This window comes from Hoeflea sp. IMCC20628 (genome assembly GCF_001011155.1).
Classification (GTDB): Bacteria; Pseudomonadota; Alphaproteobacteria; order Rhizobiales; family Rhizobiaceae; genus Hoeflea.
This window is the reverse complement of sequence record NZ_CP011479.1, coordinates 355,827-375,475: the sequence shown is the minus strand read 5'-3', so window position 1 is coordinate 375,475 and position 19,649 is coordinate 355,827. Positions and strand designations below refer to the sequence as shown.

Annotated in this window: 15 protein-coding genes; 10 read left to right on the top strand and 5 right to left on the bottom strand. The window is 59.2% G+C overall.

Annotated elements, in window-relative coordinates; genetic code table 11:
• The first annotated feature begins 30 nt into the window (after nt 1-30).
• From IMCC20628_RS01715 to IMCC20628_RS01675, 9 genes are all read left to right on the top strand, one after another.
• A complete protein-coding gene (locus IMCC20628_RS01715) occupies nt 31-639 on the top strand; it encodes a peroxidase-related enzyme (protein ID WP_047028763.1) in 609 nt (202 codons plus the stop codon).
• A gap of 45 nt (nt 640-684) precedes the next feature.
• Nucleotides 685-1,278, top strand: coding sequence for an OsmC family protein (locus IMCC20628_RS01710; RefSeq protein WP_047028762.1), 594 nt, complete (start codon nt 685-687; stop codon nt 1,276-1,278).
• A gap of 493 nt (nt 1,279-1,771) precedes the next feature.
• The gene (locus tag IMCC20628_RS01705; protein WP_197078374.1) at nt 1,772-4,261 is read left to right on the top strand and encodes a glycogen/starch/alpha-glucan phosphorylase; all 2,490 of its coding nucleotides are present in this window, start codon (nt 1,772-1,774) and stop codon (nt 4,259-4,261) included.
• Nucleotides 4,258-6,465, top strand: a complete 2,208-nt coding sequence (glgB, locus tag IMCC20628_RS01700) for a 1,4-alpha-glucan branching protein GlgB (RefSeq protein WP_047028760.1) — start codon at nt 4,258-4,260, stop codon at nt 6,463-6,465. The genes IMCC20628_RS01705 and glgB overlap by 4 nt, the downstream gene beginning before the upstream one ends.
• A 34-nt stretch (nt 6,466-6,499) precedes the next feature.
• On the top strand, nt 6,500-7,771 hold the full coding sequence (glgC, locus tag IMCC20628_RS01695) for a glucose-1-phosphate adenylyltransferase (protein WP_047028759.1): 1,272 nt from the start codon (nt 6,500-6,502) through the stop codon (nt 7,769-7,771).
• A complete protein-coding gene (glgA, locus tag IMCC20628_RS24985) occupies nt 7,768-9,210 on the top strand; it encodes a glycogen synthase GlgA (RefSeq protein WP_047028758.1) in 1,443 nt (480 codons plus the stop codon). Before glgC ends, glgA begins: the two co-directional genes overlap by 4 nt.
• 6 nt (nt 9,211-9,216) lie before the next feature.
• Nucleotides 9,217-10,845, top strand: coding sequence for an alpha-D-glucose phosphate-specific phosphoglucomutase (locus IMCC20628_RS24980; protein WP_047028757.1), 1,629 nt, complete (start codon nt 9,217-9,219; stop codon nt 10,843-10,845).
• Nucleotides 10,845-12,830 (top strand): glycogen debranching protein GlgX, encoded by a 1,986-nt coding sequence (gene glgX / locus IMCC20628_RS01680; protein WP_047028756.1) that lies wholly within the window; start codon nt 10,845-10,847, stop codon nt 12,828-12,830. Before IMCC20628_RS24980 ends, glgX begins: the two co-directional genes overlap by 1 nt.
• Before the next feature lie 142 nt (nt 12,831-12,972).
• Nucleotides 12,973-13,455, top strand: coding sequence for a MaoC family dehydratase (locus IMCC20628_RS01675; RefSeq protein ID WP_047028755.1), 483 nt, complete (start codon nt 12,973-12,975; stop codon nt 13,453-13,455).
• A gap of 21 nt (nt 13,456-13,476) precedes the next feature.
• On the opposite strand, the gene IMCC20628_RS01670 is transcribed toward IMCC20628_RS01675, so the two are convergent.
• The 5 genes from IMCC20628_RS01670 to IMCC20628_RS01650 are packed head-to-tail and all read right to left on the bottom strand — an operon-like array spanning nt 13,477 to nt 18,978.
• Nucleotides 13,477-14,031 carry a sarcosine oxidase subunit gamma gene (locus tag IMCC20628_RS01670; RefSeq protein WP_047028754.1) on the bottom strand — a complete coding sequence of 185 codons (555 nt, stop codon included), beginning with the start codon at nt 14,029-14,031 and terminating at the stop codon, nt 13,477-13,479.
• On the bottom strand, nt 14,024-17,020 hold the full coding sequence (locus tag IMCC20628_RS01665) for a sarcosine oxidase subunit alpha (protein WP_047028753.1): 2,997 nt from the start codon (nt 17,018-17,020) through the stop codon (nt 14,024-14,026). The genes IMCC20628_RS01670 and IMCC20628_RS01665 overlap by 8 nt, the downstream gene beginning before the upstream one ends.
• Nucleotides 17,017-17,340, bottom strand: a complete 324-nt coding sequence (locus IMCC20628_RS01660; RefSeq protein ID WP_047028752.1) for a sarcosine oxidase subunit delta — start codon at nt 17,338-17,340, stop codon at nt 17,017-17,019. Before IMCC20628_RS01660 ends, IMCC20628_RS01665 begins: the two co-directional genes overlap by 4 nt.
• Nucleotides 17,341-17,356: 16 nt before the next feature.
• On the bottom strand, nt 17,357-17,713 hold the full coding sequence (locus tag IMCC20628_RS01655; protein ID WP_047028751.1) for a cupin domain-containing protein: 357 nt from the start codon (nt 17,711-17,713) through the stop codon (nt 17,357-17,359).
• Nucleotides 17,714-17,724: 11 nt separating this feature from the next.
• Nucleotides 17,725-18,978, bottom strand: coding sequence for a sarcosine oxidase subunit beta (locus IMCC20628_RS01650; RefSeq protein ID WP_047028750.1), 1,254 nt, complete (start codon nt 18,976-18,978; stop codon nt 17,725-17,727).
• Nucleotides 18,979-19,311: 333 nt separating this feature from the next.
• Here IMCC20628_RS01650 and rpsU point away from each other — a divergent pair, with 333 nt between their 5' ends.
• A complete protein-coding gene (gene rpsU, locus IMCC20628_RS01645; protein ID WP_047028749.1) occupies nt 19,312-19,548 on the top strand; it encodes a 30S ribosomal protein S21 in 237 nt (78 codons plus the stop codon).
• Nucleotides 19,549-19,649: the final 101 nt, after the last annotated feature.

Genomic DNA, 19,649 nt, shown 5'->3' with positions numbered 1-19,649 from the left:
TTCGAACCCAAACAGTCAAGGAAACCAGCAATGCCATGGATTGACACTATTGCCTACATTGAGGCCGAAGGGGCGCTCAAGACCATATACGACCGGGTCAAGGGTCCGGGCAACAAAGTCGACAACATTCTCGCCATGCACAGCTTGCGTCCGCATACGCTCGAAGGCCATATGACGCTCTACAAGAACGTGCTGCACAATTCCAACAACACGGTGCCGAAGTGGTTTCTGGAAACCATAGGCGTTTGGGTGAGTTCACTCAACGAGTGCAGTTACTGCGTTGACCATCATTTTGCCGGTCTGAAGCGGCTGCTGAAGGATGACGCCCGCAGCAACGAAATCCTGGCGGCGATCAGTGACCGTGCAATTGGTCGCGCGCCACTCGACGATGCTCAGAAAGAAGCCTTGCGCTACGCGGAAATATTGACTGTCGCACCCAAGAAGCTGGTTGAGGCCGATGTCCAGAAGCTGCGCGAACTCGGCTTCAGCGACGGAGAGATTCTCGAGATCAACCAGGTTGCTGCCTATTTCAACTACGCCAACCGGACGGTACTCGGTCTCGGCTGCTCCACCGACGGTGAAATACTCGGCCTCTCACCCAACGATTCCAGCAATCCCGATGACTGGAACCATGACTAAACACCGCGACATATTTAATCGACCATCCCAAGGAGCCAGAGATCGATGACAGATCAAAGCGATTTTCACGTAGGTGAGCGAGCCGAGGCTCGGCCAGTCCCAACCCAATTCGAACCGTCGCCGTTTCGCAAGTCCTGCCCACCGGAGCCGCTTTACTTCGAGGTCAATGTTGTTGCCGAAGCACACGACCGGCAGAAGAAATCGGGCGTGGTTCAGGTCAACATTCCCGGTTTCAGCCCGGTCAAACTCTATTGCGACGAGCAGACGCCGGTCGGAGACGACACAGCACCGCCGCCGCTTGCGTTTTTCTCCGCCGGCATCGCTTTCTGTTTGATGACGCATCTGACCGACATTCTCACAGCACGGAAAATTCAGGTTGATTCCCTGCGTCTTGAGCAGCGGATCCGCTTCATGACAAACCTGGGCACGATGCGAGAACTCGGTCACACCACAGATGGACGATGCGAAAAAGTCGAGACCCACGTCATCATCGAGAGCCCTGAATCCGAGGAAAGTATTGCAGCGCTTCTGGCAGAAGCGGAAGGCGCCTGCATGGCTCATTTCGCGTTGCGCAACCCGATTCCCTGGTCAACCAGACTGGTTCACAACAATCGCGAACTGCTGCATCAAGAAGGCTGATTCTCGTGGCCTCCCGGACCTCCAGGAGGCCACATCTCACAAAGAGGACGGCCAGCCGGATCGGCATTCACGACGATCGAGCGGTTTGACCCTCCTATCTGCAAGTCCTGTTAATAGCACCATCTTCAACTTCAGCTTATGAGCGACTTCAGCAACCGATTGTACCTGCGGTTTGCGCCAGCGCCGCGGATCTAAATGGACGCGCAAAGGTAGCTGTAACTCTTTGAATTGATGAAGGACAATCGGTGGAACAAATCCGGACCCACCGAATACAATCATGCAACTGTAGATCTGTCTTGTGCGGATGATAACCAGCTGCCGGATTCAGGCCTGTCCGGCCGCAAATCAGACAGCTGCTCCAAGGCAATTTGCGTATTTTATCGCTCAAAACACCAATCTAATGGATTTAAATAGTCTTATTGACAACAAACCGCCCACTGCGTAGTGAGCGATGGACTGACGTCACCTCTGGCCGCGCGCCGCCCCAAGATGAATGGGAAATACGATGATATCCAAGTCCGCACGCGCCGATCTACCTTCGCCTGAGCCGCGCAGATCCGACCCGGCGACTCTGGCTGCAGAAATCATCGAGCGGCTGACCTATTCGATCGGCAAGGATGCCAAGGTCGCCCAGCCTCATGACTGGATGACCGCCACCATTCTGGTCATCCGTGACCGGGTCATCGACCACTGGATGGAATCGACCCGCAAAACCTATGAAAGCGGCGGCAAGCGGGTCTACTACCTGTCGTTGGAATTCCTGATCGGCCGGCTGACCCGCGACGCTGTCTCAAATCTTGGCATGCTCGAAGAAGTCCGCGAAGCGCTGGAGTCGCTCGGGGTTGATTTTGACGTGGTCGCAGCACTTGAACCGGATGCCGCACTCGGCAATGGTGGCCTCGGACGACTGGCGGCCTGCTTCATGGAATCCATGGCGACGGTCGATATTCCGGCCTATGGCTACGGAATTCGCTATGTCCACGGCCTGTTCCGGCAGCAGATGAGCGACGGCTGGCAGGTCGAATTGCCTGAGACCTGGCTTTCCCATGGCAATCCCTGGGAGTTCCAGCGCAGCGAAAGCGCCTATGAAATCGGGTTCGGCGGATCGGTCGACATTTTGGACACCGAAACTGACAGCGACGAGACCCAGCGTTGCGCCTGGAAGCCGCAGGAGCGCGTGATTGCCGTTGCCTACGACACCCCGGTTGTCGGGTGGCGCGCCAACCGGGTCAACACGCTCAGGCTCTGGACCGCACAGCCGATCGACCCGATTCTGCTCGATGCTTTCAATGCCGGCGACCATATTGGCGCGCTGCGCGAGAGCAACAAGGCCGAAGCATTGGCCCGGGTGCTCTATCCTGCCGACGGCACGCCGGCCGGCCAGGAATTGCGCCTGCGTCAGGAATACTTCTTCTCATCTGCCTCGCTGCAGGACATCCTGCGCCGCCATCTGCAGCAATATGGTGATCTGCTCTCGCTGCCGGACAAGGTCGCCATTCAGCTCAATGACACCCATCCGGCGGTCTCGGTGGCCGAACTGATGCGATTGTTGATCGATGTCCATGGCATGGAGTTCGATCCGGCCTGGGACATCACCCGCGAAACCTTCAGCTACACCAACCACACGCTTCTGCCGGAAGCGCTGGAAAGTTGGCCGGTGCCGTTGTTCGAGCGGCTGCTGCCCCGCCATATGCAGCTGGTCTATGCGATCAACGCCAAGGTGCTGGTCCATGCCCGCAAGGAACGCGGCTATGACGACGAACAGGCGCGCTCGGTCTCATTGATCGACGAAGGTGGCGAGCGCCGCGTGCGCATGGGCAATCTGGCCTTTGTCGGCTCCCATTCCATCAATGGCGTCTCGGCATTGCACACCGATCTGATGAAGCAGACCGTGTTTTCCGATCTTCACGGCCTTTACCCGGACCGGATCAACAACAAGACCAATGGCATCACCCCGCGCCGATGGTTGATGCAATGCAATCCAGGCCTGTTCTCGCTGATCCGCGAAGTCATCGGCGATGAATTCATGGACGATGCGGAAGCCCTGAAGGCACTTGAACCTTTCGCCGGAGACGCCGAATTCCGTGCCCGTTTCGCCGCGGTCAAGCGCGACAACAAGGTCCGCCTGGCCAATCTGGTAGCCCGCCGCATGGGCATCAAGATCGACCCCTCGGCGATGTTTGATATCCAGATCAAGCGCATCCACGAATACAAGCGGCAATTGCTCAACATCATCGAGGCCATCGCACTCTACGACCAGATCCGCTCTCATCCCGAACGCGACTGGACCCCACGGGTGAAGATCTTCGCCGGCAAGGCGGCGCCGAGCTATCACAATGCCAAGCTGATCATCAAACTGGCCAATGACGTGGCACGGGTCATCAATCATGACCCTGCCGTGCGCGGCCTGCTCAAGATCGTTTTCATCCCCAATTACAACGTCTCTCTGGCTGAAGTGATCGTGCCTGCCGCCGACCTTTCCGAACAGATTTCGACCGCCGGCATGGAAGCATCTGGCACCGGCAACATGAAGTTTGCGCTCAACGGCGCGCTTACCATCGGCACGCTGGACGGCGCCAATGTCGAAATCCAGCAATGCGTCGGTGAAGACAACATCGTCATCTTCGGCATGACGGCAGCCGAAGTCGCCGAGTGCCGCGCCACCGGCCACAATCCGCGCGCCATCATCGAGGCCTCTCGCGAGTTGTCGCAGGCTCTGACTGCGATTTCGTCAGGTGTTTTCAGTCCCGATGACCGGGATCGTTTTACCGAACTGACCGACGGGCTCTACGAGCATGACTGGTTCATGGTCACCGCCGATTTCGACGCCTACGCCGAAGCTCAACGCCGGGTCGACAGTTTATGGCTTGACGAAGAGGCATGGTATGGCCGTACTATCCTCAATACCGCGCGTGTTGGCTGGTTCTCCTCGGACCGGACGATACGTCAGTATGCAAAGGAAATCTGGAAAGCCGGCCCATGACCCCAAAGGGAACCGTGCACGACGCCGACAGGAAGACGTTTCACCTGCCGGCTGACGAAGCAGAAGCGATTGCTTCCGGAACGCATGGAAACCCTTTTTCTGTTCTCGGTGTCCAGCAATTTGGTGACGGTTTTATCGCCCGGGTGTTTGCGCCCGGCGCCGATGAGATTTCCGCCCTCACGCTGGATGGCAAACCCGCCGGAAAACTAGAACCGGGTGCGGCGACAGGACTGTTCGAAGGCCGCATCGAGATTACCACCCGCCAGCCTTTGCGCTACGCGGCAGCCAATTCCACCGGCACCTGGGTCATTGACGATCCCTACAGCTATGGTCCCGTGCTCGGCCCGATGGATGACTATTTCATCGCCGAGGGCTCGCATTTGCGGCTTTTTGACAAGCTTGGCGCCCATCTGATCCATCATGAAGGCGCAGACGGCGTGCATTTCGCCGTATGGGCGCCCAATGCCAAGCGGGTTTCGGTCGTCGGCGACTTTGACGATTGGGATGGCCGTCGCCATGTGATGCGCCGCCGTGCCGAGATCGGGGTCTGGGAAATCTTCGCCCCCGGCGTCAAACCTGGCACCGCCTATAAATACGAAATTCTTGGTCCCGATGGCGAAAGACTGCCGCTGAAGGCTGATCCCTTTGCGCGCCGCGCCGAAATGCGACCTGCGACGGCCTCGATCGTCGAACCCGATCTCACCCATGAATGGAAAGACAGTGCCCACCGCGCTCATTGGAGCAAGGTCGACGCCCGCCGTCAGCCGATGTCGATCTACGAGGTGCATCCCGGTTCCTGGCGCAGGCATGTTGACGGGTCGTTCATGTCCTGGGACGAACTGGCCAGTGAACTGATCCCCTATTGCGTCGAAATGGGCTTTACCCACATCGAGTTCCTGCCAATCGCCGAACATCCCTATGATCCGTCCTGGGGATACCAGACCACCGGACTTTACGCGCCAACCGCCCGCTTTGGCGAACCAGAGGGCTTTGCCCGCTTTGTCGATGGCGCCCATATGGTCGGTATCGGTGTTCTGCTCGACTGGGTGCCTGCGCATTTCCCCGTCGACGCCCATGGGTTGGCTCATTTCGACGGCACGGCGCTTTATGAGCATGCCGACCCGCGCCAGGGCTTCCATCCCGACTGGAACACCGCCATCTACAATTTCGGACGGCGGGAGGTCTCGTCCTTCCTTCTCAACAACGCGTTGTTCTGGGCCGAAACCTATCATGTCGATGGTTTGCGCGTGGATGCTGTCGCGTCGATGCTCTATCTCGATTATTCCCGCAAGGAAGGCGAATGGGTCCCCAACAAGGACGGCGGCCGCGAAAACCTCGATGCGGTCGAATTCCTCAGGCAGATGAACAAGGCTGTCTACGGCAGTCATCCCGGCATTGTCACCATCGCCGAGGAATCGACGTCCTGGCCCAAGGTCTCAGCGCCGGTGCATGAGGGCGGGCTGGGCTTTGGCTTCAAATGGAACATGGGATTCATGCATGACACGCTGACCTATTTCCAGCGCGACCCGGTGCATCGCCAGTTCCACCATGACGAACTGACCTTCGGCCTGGTCTATGCCTTCTCCGAGAATTTCGTGCTGCCGATCTCGCACGATGAAGTGGTGCATGGCAAAGGCTCCATGCTGACCAAAATGCCCGGCGATGAGTGGCAGAAATTTGCCAATCTGAGAGCCTATTACGGTTTCATGTGGGGCTATCCCGGCAAGAAGCTGTTGTTCATGGGGCAGGAATTTGCCCAGCGAGGCGAATGGAGCGAGGCCCGGCAGTTGGACTGGGATCATCTTGACGACCTTCGCCATCACGGAATGCAGTGCCTGGTGCGCGATCTCAACAAGCTTTACGCGCGAACACCCGCCTTGCATGCGCGCGACTGCGAACCCGAGGGCTTCGAATGGCTGATAGCAGATGACAACGCGAATTCGGTACTTGCCTGGGTTCGCCGCGCACCGGGTGAAAAACCAGTGGTCATCATCTCCAATCTGACGCCCACTGTCCGGTCTGGATACCGCGTTCCGATGCCTCATGACGGAACATGGCTTGAAATATTCAACTCGGATGCCACCATCTATGGTGGCTCCGGCAAAGGCAATCTCGGTGAAGTCATCACGCGCTCGGAGGATGGGTATGCGATCTCGGAACTGACGTTACCGCCATTGGCGACATTGATGTTCACCCCCGGCTGACTTGACCGCGGAGAACACGAAAGGGGAGGAAAAAATGGAGAACAAGAGAATCCAGCCTTTGGCGCGCGACGCCATGGCCTATGTCTTGGCGGGCGGTCGTGGCAGCCGTCTGAAGGAACTGACCGACCGCCGAGCCAAACCTGCGGTTTTCTTCGGCGGCAAATCGCGGATCATTGATTTCGCCCTGTCCAACGCCCTGAATTCCGGCATCCGGCGCATCGGCGTCGCCACGCAATACAAGGCTCACTCCCTCATCCGGCACATGCAGCGCGGCTGGAATTTCCTGCGCCCCGAGCGCAATGAAAGCTTCGACATCCTTCCCGCCAGCCAGCGCGTATCGGAAACCCAATGGTATGACGGCACCGCTGATGCGGTCTTCCAGAATATCGACATCATCGAAAGCTATGAGCCCAAATATATGGTCATTCTGGCTGGCGATCACATCTACAAGATGGACTATGAACTGATGCTGCAGCAGCACGTCAATTCCGGTGCCGATGTCACGGTCGGTTGCCTTGAGGTGCCGCGCATGGAAGCGGTCGGCTTTGGCGTCATGCATGTCAACGACAAGGACGAGATCATCGCCTTTGTCGAGAAGCCTGCCGATCCTCCCGCCATGCCCGACAATCCGGATATGGCGCTGGCCTCAATGGGCATTTATGTCTTCAACACCGAGTTCCTGATGGATGAGTTGCGCCGCGATGCCGCCAATCCGGATTCCAGCCGTGACTTCGGCAAGGACATCATCCCCTATATCGTCGAACACGGCAAAGCCGTGGCGCACAGATTTGCTGAATCTTGTGTCCGCGAAACACCCGAGAAAGAAGCCTATTGGCGCGACGTCGGTACGATTGACGCCTATTGGCAGGCCAATATCGACCTGACCGACATCCTGCCCGAGCTTGATCTGTATGACCGGTCATGGCCGATCTGGACCTACGCCGAGATCCGGCCACCGGCAAAATTCGTTCACAATGAAGAAGGCCGTCGCGGCATGGCGCTGTCCTCGCTGGTGTCTGGCGATTGCATCATCTCCGGCTCGGAACTGCATCGATCGCTGATTTTTACCGGTGTTCTGTGCCGATCCTATTCAAAACTCAACGAGGCGGTGGTGCTGCCCGAATGCGTCATCGGACGGCATGCCAATTTGTCAAAGGTGGTGCTCGATCGCGGCGTGAAAATTCCGGCAGGTTTGGTTGTGGGAGAGGATCCGGAGCTGGATGCCAGTCGTTTCCACCGATCGGAATCGGGGATCTGCCTGATCACCCAGGACATGCTTGACCGTGCAGGATTGATCTACGAATGAAAGTTCTCTCCGTCGCCTCCGAAGTCTATCCGTTGATCAAGACCGGCGGGCTTGCCGATGTCGCGGGCGCCCTGCCCGCGGCGCTGGCTGCCCACGGAGTCGACATGCGGGTTTTGCTGCCCGGCTACAAGCAGGTCATGGCCAAGCTGAAAAGGCCGGTTCCGGTTCTGGAATTCACCAATCTGTTTGGCGCAAGTGCAACCGTTCTTGCCAGCAAGATTGACGGGGTCCAGTTCCTCGTTCTGGACGCGCCGGAGCTTTATGGCCGTGACGGCGGGCCTTACACCAATGCAGCGGGTGCCGATCACCCCGACAATTGGCGCCGCTTTGCAGCACTGTGCCGCGCTGCAGCCACCATCGCGGAAGGTGGTTTGGATGGCTGGATTCCGGACCTTGTCCATGCCCATGATTGGCAAGCCGGGCTTGTGCCGGTCTATATGAAACAAGGTAGTGCCGCTGCCACGCCGACGGTCATGACGATTCACAATATTGCGTTTCAGGGCCAGTTCGGACCCGACATCTTCCCTGAGCTTGATCTGCCGCCTGCGGTTTTTTCGGTCGACGGACTTGAGTATTATGGTGATGTCAGCTTCCTCAAGGGCGGCCTGCAAATGGCCTCCGCCATTACCACTGTCAGCCCGACCTATGCCCAGGAAATCCGGACGCCCGCCTTTGGTATGGGGCTGGATGGCTTGATCAACGCCCGCGCCGACGCTTTGCATGGTATCGTCAACGGGATCGATCCCCAGGTTTGGGACCCGGCAACCGACCCGATGATCCCGGCCAATTTCAGCCGCTCCAAGCTGAAAAAACGGCAGGCCAACCGCAAGGCACTGGCTGACCGGTTCGGTTTGGCCGGCACCGATGGTCCGGTGTTTACCGTTGTAAGCCGCCTGACGTGGCAAAAGGGCATCGACGTCCTCACCGAGCTTGTTGATGACATTGTCGGCATGGGGGCCAAGCTGGTGGTCCTCGGCTCCGGCGATCAGGCACTCGAGGCAGCGCTCCTGGCCGCCACCGAGCGGCATCCCGGCCATGTCGGACTGGTCATCGGCTATGACGAGCCGCTGTCGCATCTCATGCAGGCCGGCGGCGACATGGTTTTGGTGCCATCACGGTTCGAGCCCTGCGGCCTGACCCAGCTTTACGGATTGCGTTATGGCAATGTTCCGGTGGTTGCCCGCACCGGTGGACTGGCCGACACGATCATCGACGCCAACGAGGCAGCCAGTGCGGCGCGAGTTGCGACCGGTTTTCAGTTCTCCCCGGTCACGCCCGACGCCCTGCGCGAAGCGCTGCGCCGCGCCGTCCGTGCCTTCGCTGAGCCAAAGGTCTGGGCGCGACTACAGAACCAGGGCATGGAGGCAGACGTCTCCTGGGACCGCAGCGCCTTGCGCTATGCCGATCTCTACGCCGAACTTCTTGCGAATAAAGAGTAAAAATCCATGAACCGGACTGTATCCGTCACCCCCTTCCCTGATCAGAAACCCGGCACGTCGGGGCTGCGCAAGAAGGTCCCCGTGTTTCAGCAGCCCGGCTATACCGAAGCTTTCATCCAGTCGATATTCGACAGTCTCGAGAGCTTCGAGGGCAAGACACTGGTGATCGGCGGTGATGGCCGGTTTTACAATCGCGAGGTTATCCAGACCGCGATCCGCATGGCGGCTGCCAACGGTTTCGGTCGGGTTCTTGTTGGACAGGGCGGAATTCTATCAACACCGGCTGCCTCCCACCTGATTCGCAAATTCGAGGCTTTCGGCGGGCTGATACTGTCGGCAAGCCACAATCCCGGGGGTCCCACCGAGGATTTCGGCATCAAATACAACATCTCCAATGGCGGCCCGGCACCGGAGAAGATCACCGAAGCGATGTATGCCCGCACCCAGACCATTGATCGGTATTTGATCGCCGACTTCGACGACGTGGATCTCGACCAGACCGGCGTTTTCGAAGCTGGTGGGATGGTGATCGAGGTTGTCGATCCGGTTACTGACTATGCCGAGTTGATGGAAACGCTGTTTGATTTCGACGCCATCCGTGCGCTGGTTTCAGGCGGTTTCAGTGTTGCCTTCGATGCAATGCACGCCGTCACCGGCCCCTATGCGCGCGAAATTCTGGTACGCCGCCTTGGAGTCGATCCCGCTCTGGTGTTCAACGCCACCCCGCTTGAGGATTTTGGCGGACATCATCCCGATCCAAATCTGGTTCACGCCAAGATGCTCTACGATTTGATGATGGGACCGGACGCACCTGATTTCGGCGCAGCCTCGGACGGCGATGGTGATCGCAACCTGATCATCGGCCGCAACATCTTTGTCACGCCATCTGATTCACTTGCCATGCTGGCTGCCAATGCCCATCTAGCCCCCGGCTACAAGAGCGGCCTCAAGGGCATAGCCCGTTCGATGCCGACCAGCGGCGCCGCCGACCGGGTTGCCAAAAAGCTCGGCGTCGAAATGCACGAGACCCCAACGGGCTGGAAGTTTTTCGGCAATCTGCTCGACGCCGGACGCTGCACCATCTGCGGTGAGGAAAGTGCGGGAACCGGCTCCGATCATGTCCGCGAAAAGGATGGGTTGTGGGCGGTGCTGCTGTGGCTCAACATCCTGGCGGTCCGGCGCCAAAGCGCGCTGGAGATTGTCCGTGACCATTGGGCCGAATATGGCCGGACCTATTATTCGCGTCATGACTATGAAGCCATCGATACCGCCAATGCCAACGCCTTGATGGCTGCGATTGAGGAAAGCCTCGACAGCCTCGCTGGCCGTCAGGTCGGGTCCTTGACCGTCGAAAGGGCCGACAGCTTTTCCTATCATGACCCGGTGGACGGATCGGTCAGCCGCAATCAGGGGCTTCGGATCTTTTTCGAAGGTGGCGCACGGCTGGTTTTCCGCCTGTCCGGCACCGGCACCTCCGGCGCAACGCTTCGGGTCTATATGGAGCGCCACGAACCGGACCCCAACCAGCACGATCAGGAAACGCAAGCCGCCCTTGCGCCCGTCATCGATGCCGCCGAAGCGCTTGCTGGCATCAGCAAGCGGACCGGGCGCGACGCTCCCACTGTCATCACCTGATGAGCAATCCTGCTGAACTTGGTGTTCCGCCGAAGCCGGGCGCGGAGTTGACGGCCGACGGAGTTCGTTTTGCTGTGCGTGCGCCGTCAGCAACATCGGTCACGGTCTGCCTGTTCGACGGTGCGGATCAGGAGATCGCGCGCCATGAACTTGCCGAAGTTGAGGATGGCTTTTTCACGGCCTTCGTCGCAGGCATTCAGGCCGGTGCCAGCTACGGACTTCGCGCAGATGGCCCCTGGCAACCCGCACAAGGCCACCGCTTTGACCCGTCAAAGCTGCTGGTCGACCCGTTTGCCGTCAGGTTGGATCGCCTCTTTGTCTACGATCCTCGTCTCGGGGCATTTGGTGAAGACACCGCCGCAATCGTGCCGAAGGCCATCGTCGAGAAACCGCTGCCGGCGCTCAACCCGGACCGGCCGGGTGTGAAGCCCGGCGGTCTCATTTATGAGCTTCCGGTTCGCGCCTTCACGCTTCTGCATCCTGACGTCCCCGAAGCCGATCGCGGCACATTGCGGGCCTTAGCGCATCCGTCCATCATCGCGCATCTGCGTGCGCTGCATGTCAGCGCCGTGGAACTGATGCCAATCGTCGCCTGGATTGATGAACGTCACCTTGGACCGCTGGGACTGACCAATGCCTGGGGCTACAACCCCGTCACCATGCTGGCGCTTGATCCGCGGCTGGCGCCCGGCGGTATCGCCGATCTCCGCTTCGTGTGCGCGGCGCTGCATACAGCAGGAATCGGTGTCATCCTTGATGTGGTCTTCAACCACACCGGGGAAAGCGACCTGCATGGGCCGACCCTGTCGCTGCGCGGACTTGGAAACGCGGCCTATTATCGTCACGATCAATCCGGCAACCTGATCAACGACACCGGATGCGGCAATACGCTCGCTTGCGACCGACCGGAAGTTCAGGAACTTGTGTTGGCTAGTATGCGCCATTTCGTGACCCAGGCCGGAATTGACGGATTTCGCTTCGACCTGGCGCCGATTCTCGGTCGCGACCAGAACGGCTTTTCAGCCGACGCTCGATTGCTGCAACTCATTGTCGATGATCCCGTACTGCATGACAGGCTGTTGATTGCCGAGCCATGGGACATTGGACCGGGCGGCTATCAACTCGGACATTTCGGCCCGCCATGGCTCGAGTGGAACGATCACGCACGCGACGATATCCGCCGTTACTGGCGTGGTGACGAGGGTATGACCGGCGCTTTGGCGACCCGGCTTTCGGGCTCGTCCGACATTTTCAAAAGCAAGGGCGCGACCCGAACCCGCAGCGTCAACTTCGTTGCCGCCCATGACGGCTTTCCGCTTGGCGATCTCGTGGCATTTGAGAACAAGCACAATGAAGCCAATGGCGAGGACAACCGCGACGGACACAATGCCAACTATTCCTGGAATGATGGTGCCGAAGGCGCAAGCGATGACCCGGCCATCCTCGCAAGCCGCGAGGCCGATGCGCAGGCACTGATTGCCACGTTGTTTGCGACCCGGGGCACCATCCTGCTGACTGCCGGCGACGAGTTTGGCCACACACAGGGCGGCAACAACAACGCCTATGCGCAGGATAACGCCGTGACCTGGCGGGACTGGAAAGGCCTCAATCAGCCGCGGCTGGAATTCACCCGCGCCTGGGCGGCATTCAGGGATGGCTCCTCACATCTGATGCGCACGGAGTTCCTCAAGGATTCCTCCGATTCGAATAAGCCGGATCAGGTTACCTGGCTGACTGCAGACGGGCGCGCAATGACCCCGCCTGAATGGGAAGATCCGCAAAGGAACACATTCATGATGGTGCTGGGACCCATCGGGCAACGCACCGCGATAGTCTTCAATCGCGACCGCCACGAGGTTTTCTTCCAGCTACCGGACACCACAGGCAAGTGGAACCAAACAACACCGGGCGCATTGGGCGATGAGACTGTCCCTCCGCGCTCGGTAATCTGCTGGCAAGAGAATGCTGATACTGTCCTGAAATGAACCAAAGCGAGCCAGACGGTGCCGTTAACGTTGGGGAATTGTAAAGCCATCAGCACGCAGGCTTGGATGAGTTGATGCAATACGTGGCATATAATTCTAGTTTGCCACCCATCTGACTCACCTTTCACACTTGGAGATATATGTGCAACGAGTGATATCAATTGCCGAGGTCAAGGATCTGGTCGGCACTGAAGTTGGCGTCTCAGAGTGGATCGATGTGCCGCAATCGCGTATCGACCTGTTTGCCGACGCCACCGACGATCACCAGTTCATCCATGTTGATCCGGAGCGCGCAAAAGAAACGCCATTCGGCGGAACCATCGCGCACGGCTTTCTGACGGTTTCCATGTTGTCGGCAATGCACTCCGATGCCGTCCCAAGACTGCGCGAGGACAATGTCGGGATCAATTACGGTTTCAACAAGATGCGTTTTATGGCCCCGGTGCCTGCCGGCAGCCGGATTCGCGGACGTTTCTTTCTCAAGGAATCACGGTTGCGCGGTCCCGGCCTGCTGATGACCACCTTTGACATAACGGTGGAAATCGAGGGCAGCAAGAAACCGGCCTTGACGGCATCGTGGATGACCATCATCCAGTTTGACCCCAAGGACCTGCCGCAAGTCTAAGCCGCATAAACCGATCTGCGCCTATGCGAGGCAATCCTTGGCGGCTTCTGACAGCAAGGAAAAGGCGTAATCTGAAAACGAACGCCAGCATTCCACCCGGAAATCTGTCTCTCCGGTTCGAATGATCACCACCTCGATCTTGCCCATCACAGTGCGGCTTGCCGCACCGACCGGGAACACCGCGTCGCCCAGATTCTGCGGGCATCCCGATTCCAGCGTCGGGCGCGCGCCTTCGCCGGTCACCAGGATCGCGGTGTTGCGGTGGGAGATATCAACCGCCGAATGCAGCACCTTGGCCTTGGCCAGGTCCATCATCGGGTCGCCGGCCTCGTCAATAATCAGCCATTCATCAGGACCCAGCCAGACGGCCAGACGGCCGCGCGCATTGCGCACCGAGGTTTTTGGCTGCAATGGAAGGTCGAGGTCGAGTGCTTTAGATACTGCCTTGACGCTCTCTGGTCCGGCCCTCAACGACACACGATTTGCGGGAACTGCCGGTGTCAGGGCAACACCGGCGGCGCTGCTGACCCGTCCGGCAAGCGGCTCGGCACGGACGGCTTGAGCGAATTTAGCCATTCAGACGCACTCCCTCTTTGTCGATGAACACGGCATCGGTGATTTCCACTTCAATGACCCGCTCCGGCATCGGTACATACAGTGTCTGGCCCTTGAGCGCGCGCCCATCGATGACCACGCCCATGGCAATCGACCGGCCGCAATTTTCCGACCAGTAGGACGATGTGACATGTCCGATCATGGTCATCGGAATGACCTGATTCGGATCGGCAACAATCTGCGCGCCTTCCTCCAGAACAATGTTCGGATCCTTGGTCGTCAGCCCGACAAGCTGCTTGCGCCCGCCGCCAACCAGATCGGGCCGTTTCATGCCGCGAATGCCGACGAAATCCGGCTTCTTCTTCGCCACGGCCCAGTTGAGCCCTGCATCGTCCGGTGTCACCGTGCCATCGGTGTCCTGACCGACAATGATATAGCCCTTCTCGGCCCGCAGCACGTGCATGGTCTCGGTACCATAGGCGCAAGCGCCCAGCGGCTCTGCCCGCGCCCACAGCGCTTTCCAGACCGCCTCGCCATAATCGGCAGGCACATTGACCTCGTATCCGGCCTCGCCGGTGAATGACATCCGGAACAGCCGCGTCGGCACACCGCAGATCTTGCCTTCGCGGACACTCATATGCGGCATGGCTTCGGTGGAGAGGTCGATGCCCTCGACCAGCGGCGCGATGATCTCGCGCGCCTTGGGTCCCTGCAAAGCGATGACCGCCCATTGTTCGGTCGTCGAGGTCAGCCAGACTTTCAGATGCGGAAATTCGGTCTGCAGATAATCTTCCATATGATGCATGACCCGCGGCGCACCGCCGGTGGTCGTGGTCACGTGAAAGCGATCCTCGGCCAGTCGCCCGACAACGCCATCATCATAGATGAAGCCATCCTCGCGCAGCATGATGCCGTATTTGCAGCGGCCCGGCTGCAGCTTGTCCCAGCCATTGGTGTACATCAGATTGAGGAATTCGGCCGCATCAGGGCCGACAACCTCGATCTTGCCCAATGTCGTGGCGTCGAACATGCCTGCACTCTCGCGCACCGTCCGGCACTCGCGATTGACCGCCTGATGCATGTCCTCGCCAGCGCGCGGATAATACCAGGCGCGCTTCCACTGGCCGACATCCTCAAACACCGCGCCATGGGCTTCTTCCCAGCCATGCATCGGCGTCCGCCGCGTCGGATCGAACAGATCGCCGCGCGAATGATTGACGATCGCACCGAAGGTCACCGGCGTGTAAGGCGAGCGGAATGTAGTCAGACCCACCTGCGGCAACGGCTTGTCGAGCATCTCGGCCGCAATCGCCAGGCCATGCATGTTCGAGGTCTTGCCCTGATCGGTTGCCATGCCATTGGTGGTGAAGCGCTTGACGTGCTCGATCGAATGCATGCCCTCACGCACAGCAAGCCGAATGTCCTTGGCGGTGACATCATTCTGAAAATCGACAAACGCTTTGACCGTGGTGTCAGGACCGGCACCGGCGGCCGACCCCATCATGCTTCCGGCCCAGGATGTCTGAGTCTCTGCCTCAGGCGCAATCCAGGCTTTGCGGCTTTTCACGCCGGCAGCCTTTGACGCCTCGTGACCAGCCTTTGCAGCACCTGCGACTGCGTCACCCAGATCGTCGATACCATTGCAGGCGCCAATGCTGACGCAATCCTGAACATTGCGGCCGGGCAGGAAGCGCTGGCTAGCCTCGTCCCAGACCACCTTGCCGCGCGACTGCGAAAACATGTGCACGGACGGTGTCCAGCCCGCCGACATGATCAGCGCATCGATCTCGATAGTTCGGGTAGACCCACCACTCGATTTGCCGACCTTCATCGACTTGACCCGTAGCGCGCCCGAGGTGTCGAGCACAGCCTGACCGGCGAGAACCTCGATACCGAGTTCCCGGGCTTGTGCCACCAGCGCCGGATCGGGATCAGGTCGCACATCGACAATAGCCGGAATCGAAACGCCGGCCCGCTTGAGATCAAAAGCTGCGTTCCAGGCCGAATCGCAGGCCGTGTAGACCCCGACCTTGGCCCCGACAGCGACACCGTAATGATTGAGAAATGTCCGCGCCGCCGAAGCCAGCATGATGCCGGGGCGGTCATTGTTGGCAAACACCATGTGCCGCTCGATGGCGCCGGTGGCGATGACAACCTGTTTGGCCCGGACCTGCCACAGCCGTTCGCGCGGCAGCGCCGGGTCCGGATTGGCAAGATGCTCGGTCACCCGCTCCAGAAGCGCGACATGGTTTTGCGCCTGATAGCCAAACGCTGTGGTGCGGGTCAGCACCCGGACATTGTCCATGGCGCGGAGCTCTGCGGTGACTTTCTGCGCCCAGTCCCGGCCGGACACGCCGTCAATGGTCGCATCAGTCTCATGATGAAACGCGCCGCCGGTTTCAGGCTTCTCGTCGCACAGGATCACGCTGGCACCGGAGTGCGCCGCGGCAAGTGCGGCAGAAAGACCGGCAGCGCCGCCGCCGATCACCAGAACATCGCAATGGGCATTATGGTTGGCATAATGATCAGGATCCGGCTCGCTCGGCGATACGCCCAGACCAGCTGCGGCGCGAATGATAGGCTCGTAGATCTTTTTCCAGGCCGCTTTCGGCCACATGAAGGTCTTGTAGTAAAAACCGGCGGCGAAAAACGGCGAGGCGTAATTGTTGAGCCCGCCGACATCGAAGGCCAGCGACGGCCAGCGGTTCTGCGACTGCGACTGCATGCCGTCAAAGACCTCCTGCACGGTGGCCCGCACATTCGGTGTCCGTCGCGCGGCATCCCGGCCTACATCCATCAACGCATTGGGCTCTTCCGGGCCAGCCGACAGCATGCCGCGTGGACGGTGATACTTGAAAGACCGCCCGGTGAGATGGATGCCATTGGCAATCAGCGCCGAAGCAAGCGTGTCCCCTTCGACAGCCGACAGTGCCTTGCCATCGAAGGTGAAGCGCACGACCCTGGCGGGCGTCAGCCGGCCCTGCCCCTTGATCCGGTTGGCGCCGCTCATTGTTTCGCTCCCTTGACCATCAAGACCCCGTCCTCGCCGCGCACCACGTCAACACGCGGCTCACCGGCCTTGTAGGTGGTGACAAATCTGTCGCTGACCGTGTCACGCACGGCGTTGAAGAACCGGGCGCAGCCGTGAATATGCCGCCAGCGCTCATAGGAAACGCCCTTCGGGTTGGTCCGGATAAAGAAGAACGCCTCGAAATCCTCGTCGCTGATCGCGGCGATATCCTTCGGTCGTTCAATATGCGCCTCGCCCGTGTTGCGGAATTCGAGCTCGGGCCGGTCTTCCTGGCAGTAGGGACAGTGGATCAGGAGCATTTTGCGTGGTCCTCGGTCAGATCGTGGTTTTGATCGCAGCTGTTTCGGGATTGCCGGTGTTCGGCGTGCCCGCAGGCTCGATGATGAGAAGATGGGTTTCCTCGTCGGCGCGCGGACAATGCTCAACGCCCCTTGGCACCACATACATCTCACCGGGTCCCAGCACGACGTCGCCGTCACGCATCTGGATGGTCAAACGCCCGGACAGCACCAGAAAGAAGTCATCGGTGTCAGGATGGGAGTGCCAGTTGAAGTCGCCATTGGCCTTGACCACCATCACATCGTGGCCATTGAACCCGGCCACGATTTTCGGCGACCACAAATCGGCAAAGCCGTCGAGTTTGTCTGCCAGATTGATGGATTGATGGGTCATCAGTTCAAGCCTCAATGCGCCACGGCGGCAGCCGCCGCTTCATCGATCAGACGTCCGGTCTTGAAGCGGTCCAGATTGAAGGGCGCGTTGATCTTGTGTGGCTCGTCCCGCGCAATTGTATGCGCAAACACATTGGCCGATCCCGGCGTTGCCTTGAACCCGCCGGTGCCCCAGCCGCAATTGACATAAAGCCCCTTGATCGGGGTTTTCGACAGGATCGGCGAGCGGTCCGGCGTCACGTCGACAATGCCGCCCCAGGAGCGCAGCATCTTCATCCGCGTAAACATCGGGAACATTTCGCAGATGGCATCGAGCGTGTGGCTGAGGATGTGCAGCCCGCCTGTCTGGGAATAGGAGGTGTATTGGTCGGTGCCTGCGCCGATGACCAACTCGCCCTTGTCCGACTGCGAAATATAGGCATGCACCGTATTTGACATCACCACGCAGGGGAAAATCGGCTTGACCGGCTCGGACACCAGCGCCTGCAACGGATAGCTTTCGAGCGGCATGCGGATGCCGGCCATTTCCATGATCACCGATGTGTGTCCGGCAGCAACAACGCCAACCTTCTTCGCGCCAATGAATCCGCGGCTTGTGTCGACGCCGGAGACCGATCCGTCATCGGCACGGCGGACGCCGGTCACTTCACAATTCTGGATGATGTGAACGCCCATATCGGCAGCGGCCCGTGCATAACCCCAGGCCACCGCGTCGTGGCGAGCTGTACCACCACGGCGCTGCAAGGCTGCGCCAACTACCGGATAGCGCGCCGACTGGTGAATGTTGAGCGGCGGACAGAACGCCTTGGCTTCTTCAGGTGTCAGCCACTCATTGTCGATGCCATTGAGCCGGTTGGCATGGATGTGGCGCTTGAACACCTGGGTGTCGTGGACATTGTGTGACAACATCATCACGCCCCGGGCTGAGTACATCACATTGTAATTGAGATCCTGCGACAACCCGTCCCACAGCTTGAGCGCATGATCATAAAGCCCGGCGCTCTCGTCATAAAGATAGTTGGAGCGAATGATGGTGGTGTTGCGACCGGTGTTGCCACCGCCGAGCCAGCCCTTCTCGATCACCGCAATATTGGTGATGCCATGTTCCTTGGCGAGATAGTAGGCCGTGCCCAGCCCATGCCCGCCGGCACCGACGATGATGACATCATAGCTTTTTCGCGGCTCCGGCGATGTCCATTGCGCCGGCCAGCCCTTGTGACCGCGCATTGCCTCACGGGCAACGGCAAAAGCGGAGTATTTGCGCATGACTGTCTGGCTCCCAATGTTCCTGGTATGCTATACCCCAGCAAGAGCAAATTCATCTGCCTCGCATCGGCTCTTTTGCGACCTCTGAACGACCATGAATGTCGCAGTGGGTTTTGTCGCACGGTTCCCTCCGGTCACGCGACAAAATCAGTATGGCCGATAATGTGATGAAAAATACAGGAGCGCCCCCATTGTCAAGTTGCCGGGGGACTGGACTTGGGCGTTCGAAACTGATATTTGCCACCTCAATCGTAACGCCCTTGGCCGAACGAACGGAATTTTTGTTTGCCAGGGTTGCTTCAGCAACCAAAAACTCGAAGGAACGGGATCAACGTGCAGGTACTTGTCCGCGATAACAATGTCGATCAGGCGCTCCGCGCTCTTAAAAAGAAAATGCAACGCGAAGGCATTTTCCGTGAAATGAAGATGCGTGATTTTTACGAGAAGCCATCGCAGAAGCGTGCGCGCGAGAAGGCAGAAGCCGTCCGCCGTGTTCGCAAGCTGGCTCGCAAGCGCGCCCAGCGTGAAGGTCTTATCGGCGGTGGCCGTCCGGCCGCACCAACTCGCTGATCTAGCCGTTTTTTTGCCCTTTTGGGCTTGCATGAATGTGAGGCGGGGACGATTATTCGTCTCCGCCTTTTTCAGTGGCGGACCGGAATTTCGCCGGAAGA

What these genes read in the sequence shown, in the direction of transcription:
- IMCC20628_RS01715 (WP_047028763.1), top strand. Translation starts at nt 31, where the DNA reads ATGCCATGGATTGACACTATTGCCTACATTGAGGCCGAAGGGGCGCTC.
- IMCC20628_RS01660 (WP_047028752.1), bottom strand. Translation starts at nt 17,340, where the DNA reads ATGCTCCTGATCCACTGTCCCTACTGCCAGGAAGACCGGCCCGAGCTC.
- glgC (WP_047028759.1), top strand. Translation starts at nt 6,500, where the DNA reads ATGGAGAACAAGAGAATCCAGCCTTTGGCGCGCGACGCCATGGCCTAT.
- IMCC20628_RS01665 (WP_047028753.1), bottom strand. Translation starts at nt 17,020, where the DNA reads ATGAGCGGCGCCAACCGGATCAAGGGGCAGGGCCGGCTGACGCCCGCC.
- IMCC20628_RS01670 (WP_047028754.1), bottom strand. Translation starts at nt 14,031, where the DNA reads ATGGCTAAATTCGCTCAAGCCGTCCGTGCCGAGCCGCTTGCCGGACGG.
- IMCC20628_RS24980 (WP_047028757.1), top strand. Translation starts at nt 9,217, where the DNA reads ATGAACCGGACTGTATCCGTCACCCCCTTCCCTGATCAGAAACCCGGC.
- glgA (WP_047028758.1), top strand. Translation starts at nt 7,768, where the DNA reads ATGAAAGTTCTCTCCGTCGCCTCCGAAGTCTATCCGTTGATCAAGACC.
- IMCC20628_RS01650 (WP_047028750.1), bottom strand. Translation starts at nt 18,978, where the DNA reads ATGCGCAAATACTCCGCTTTTGCCGTTGCCCGTGAGGCAATGCGCGGT.
- glgB (WP_047028760.1), top strand. Translation starts at nt 4,258, where the DNA reads ATGACCCCAAAGGGAACCGTGCACGACGCCGACAGGAAGACGTTTCAC.
- IMCC20628_RS01705 (WP_197078374.1), top strand. Translation starts at nt 1,772, where the DNA reads ATGGGAAATACGATGATATCCAAGTCCGCACGCGCCGATCTACCTTCG.
- IMCC20628_RS01655 (WP_047028751.1), bottom strand. Translation starts at nt 17,713, where the DNA reads ATGACCCATCAATCCATCAATCTGGCAGACAAACTCGACGGCTTTGCC.
- glgX (WP_047028756.1), top strand. Translation starts at nt 10,845, where the DNA reads ATGAGCAATCCTGCTGAACTTGGTGTTCCGCCGAAGCCGGGCGCGGAG.
- IMCC20628_RS01710 (WP_047028762.1), top strand. Translation starts at nt 685, where the DNA reads ATGACAGATCAAAGCGATTTTCACGTAGGTGAGCGAGCCGAGGCTCGG.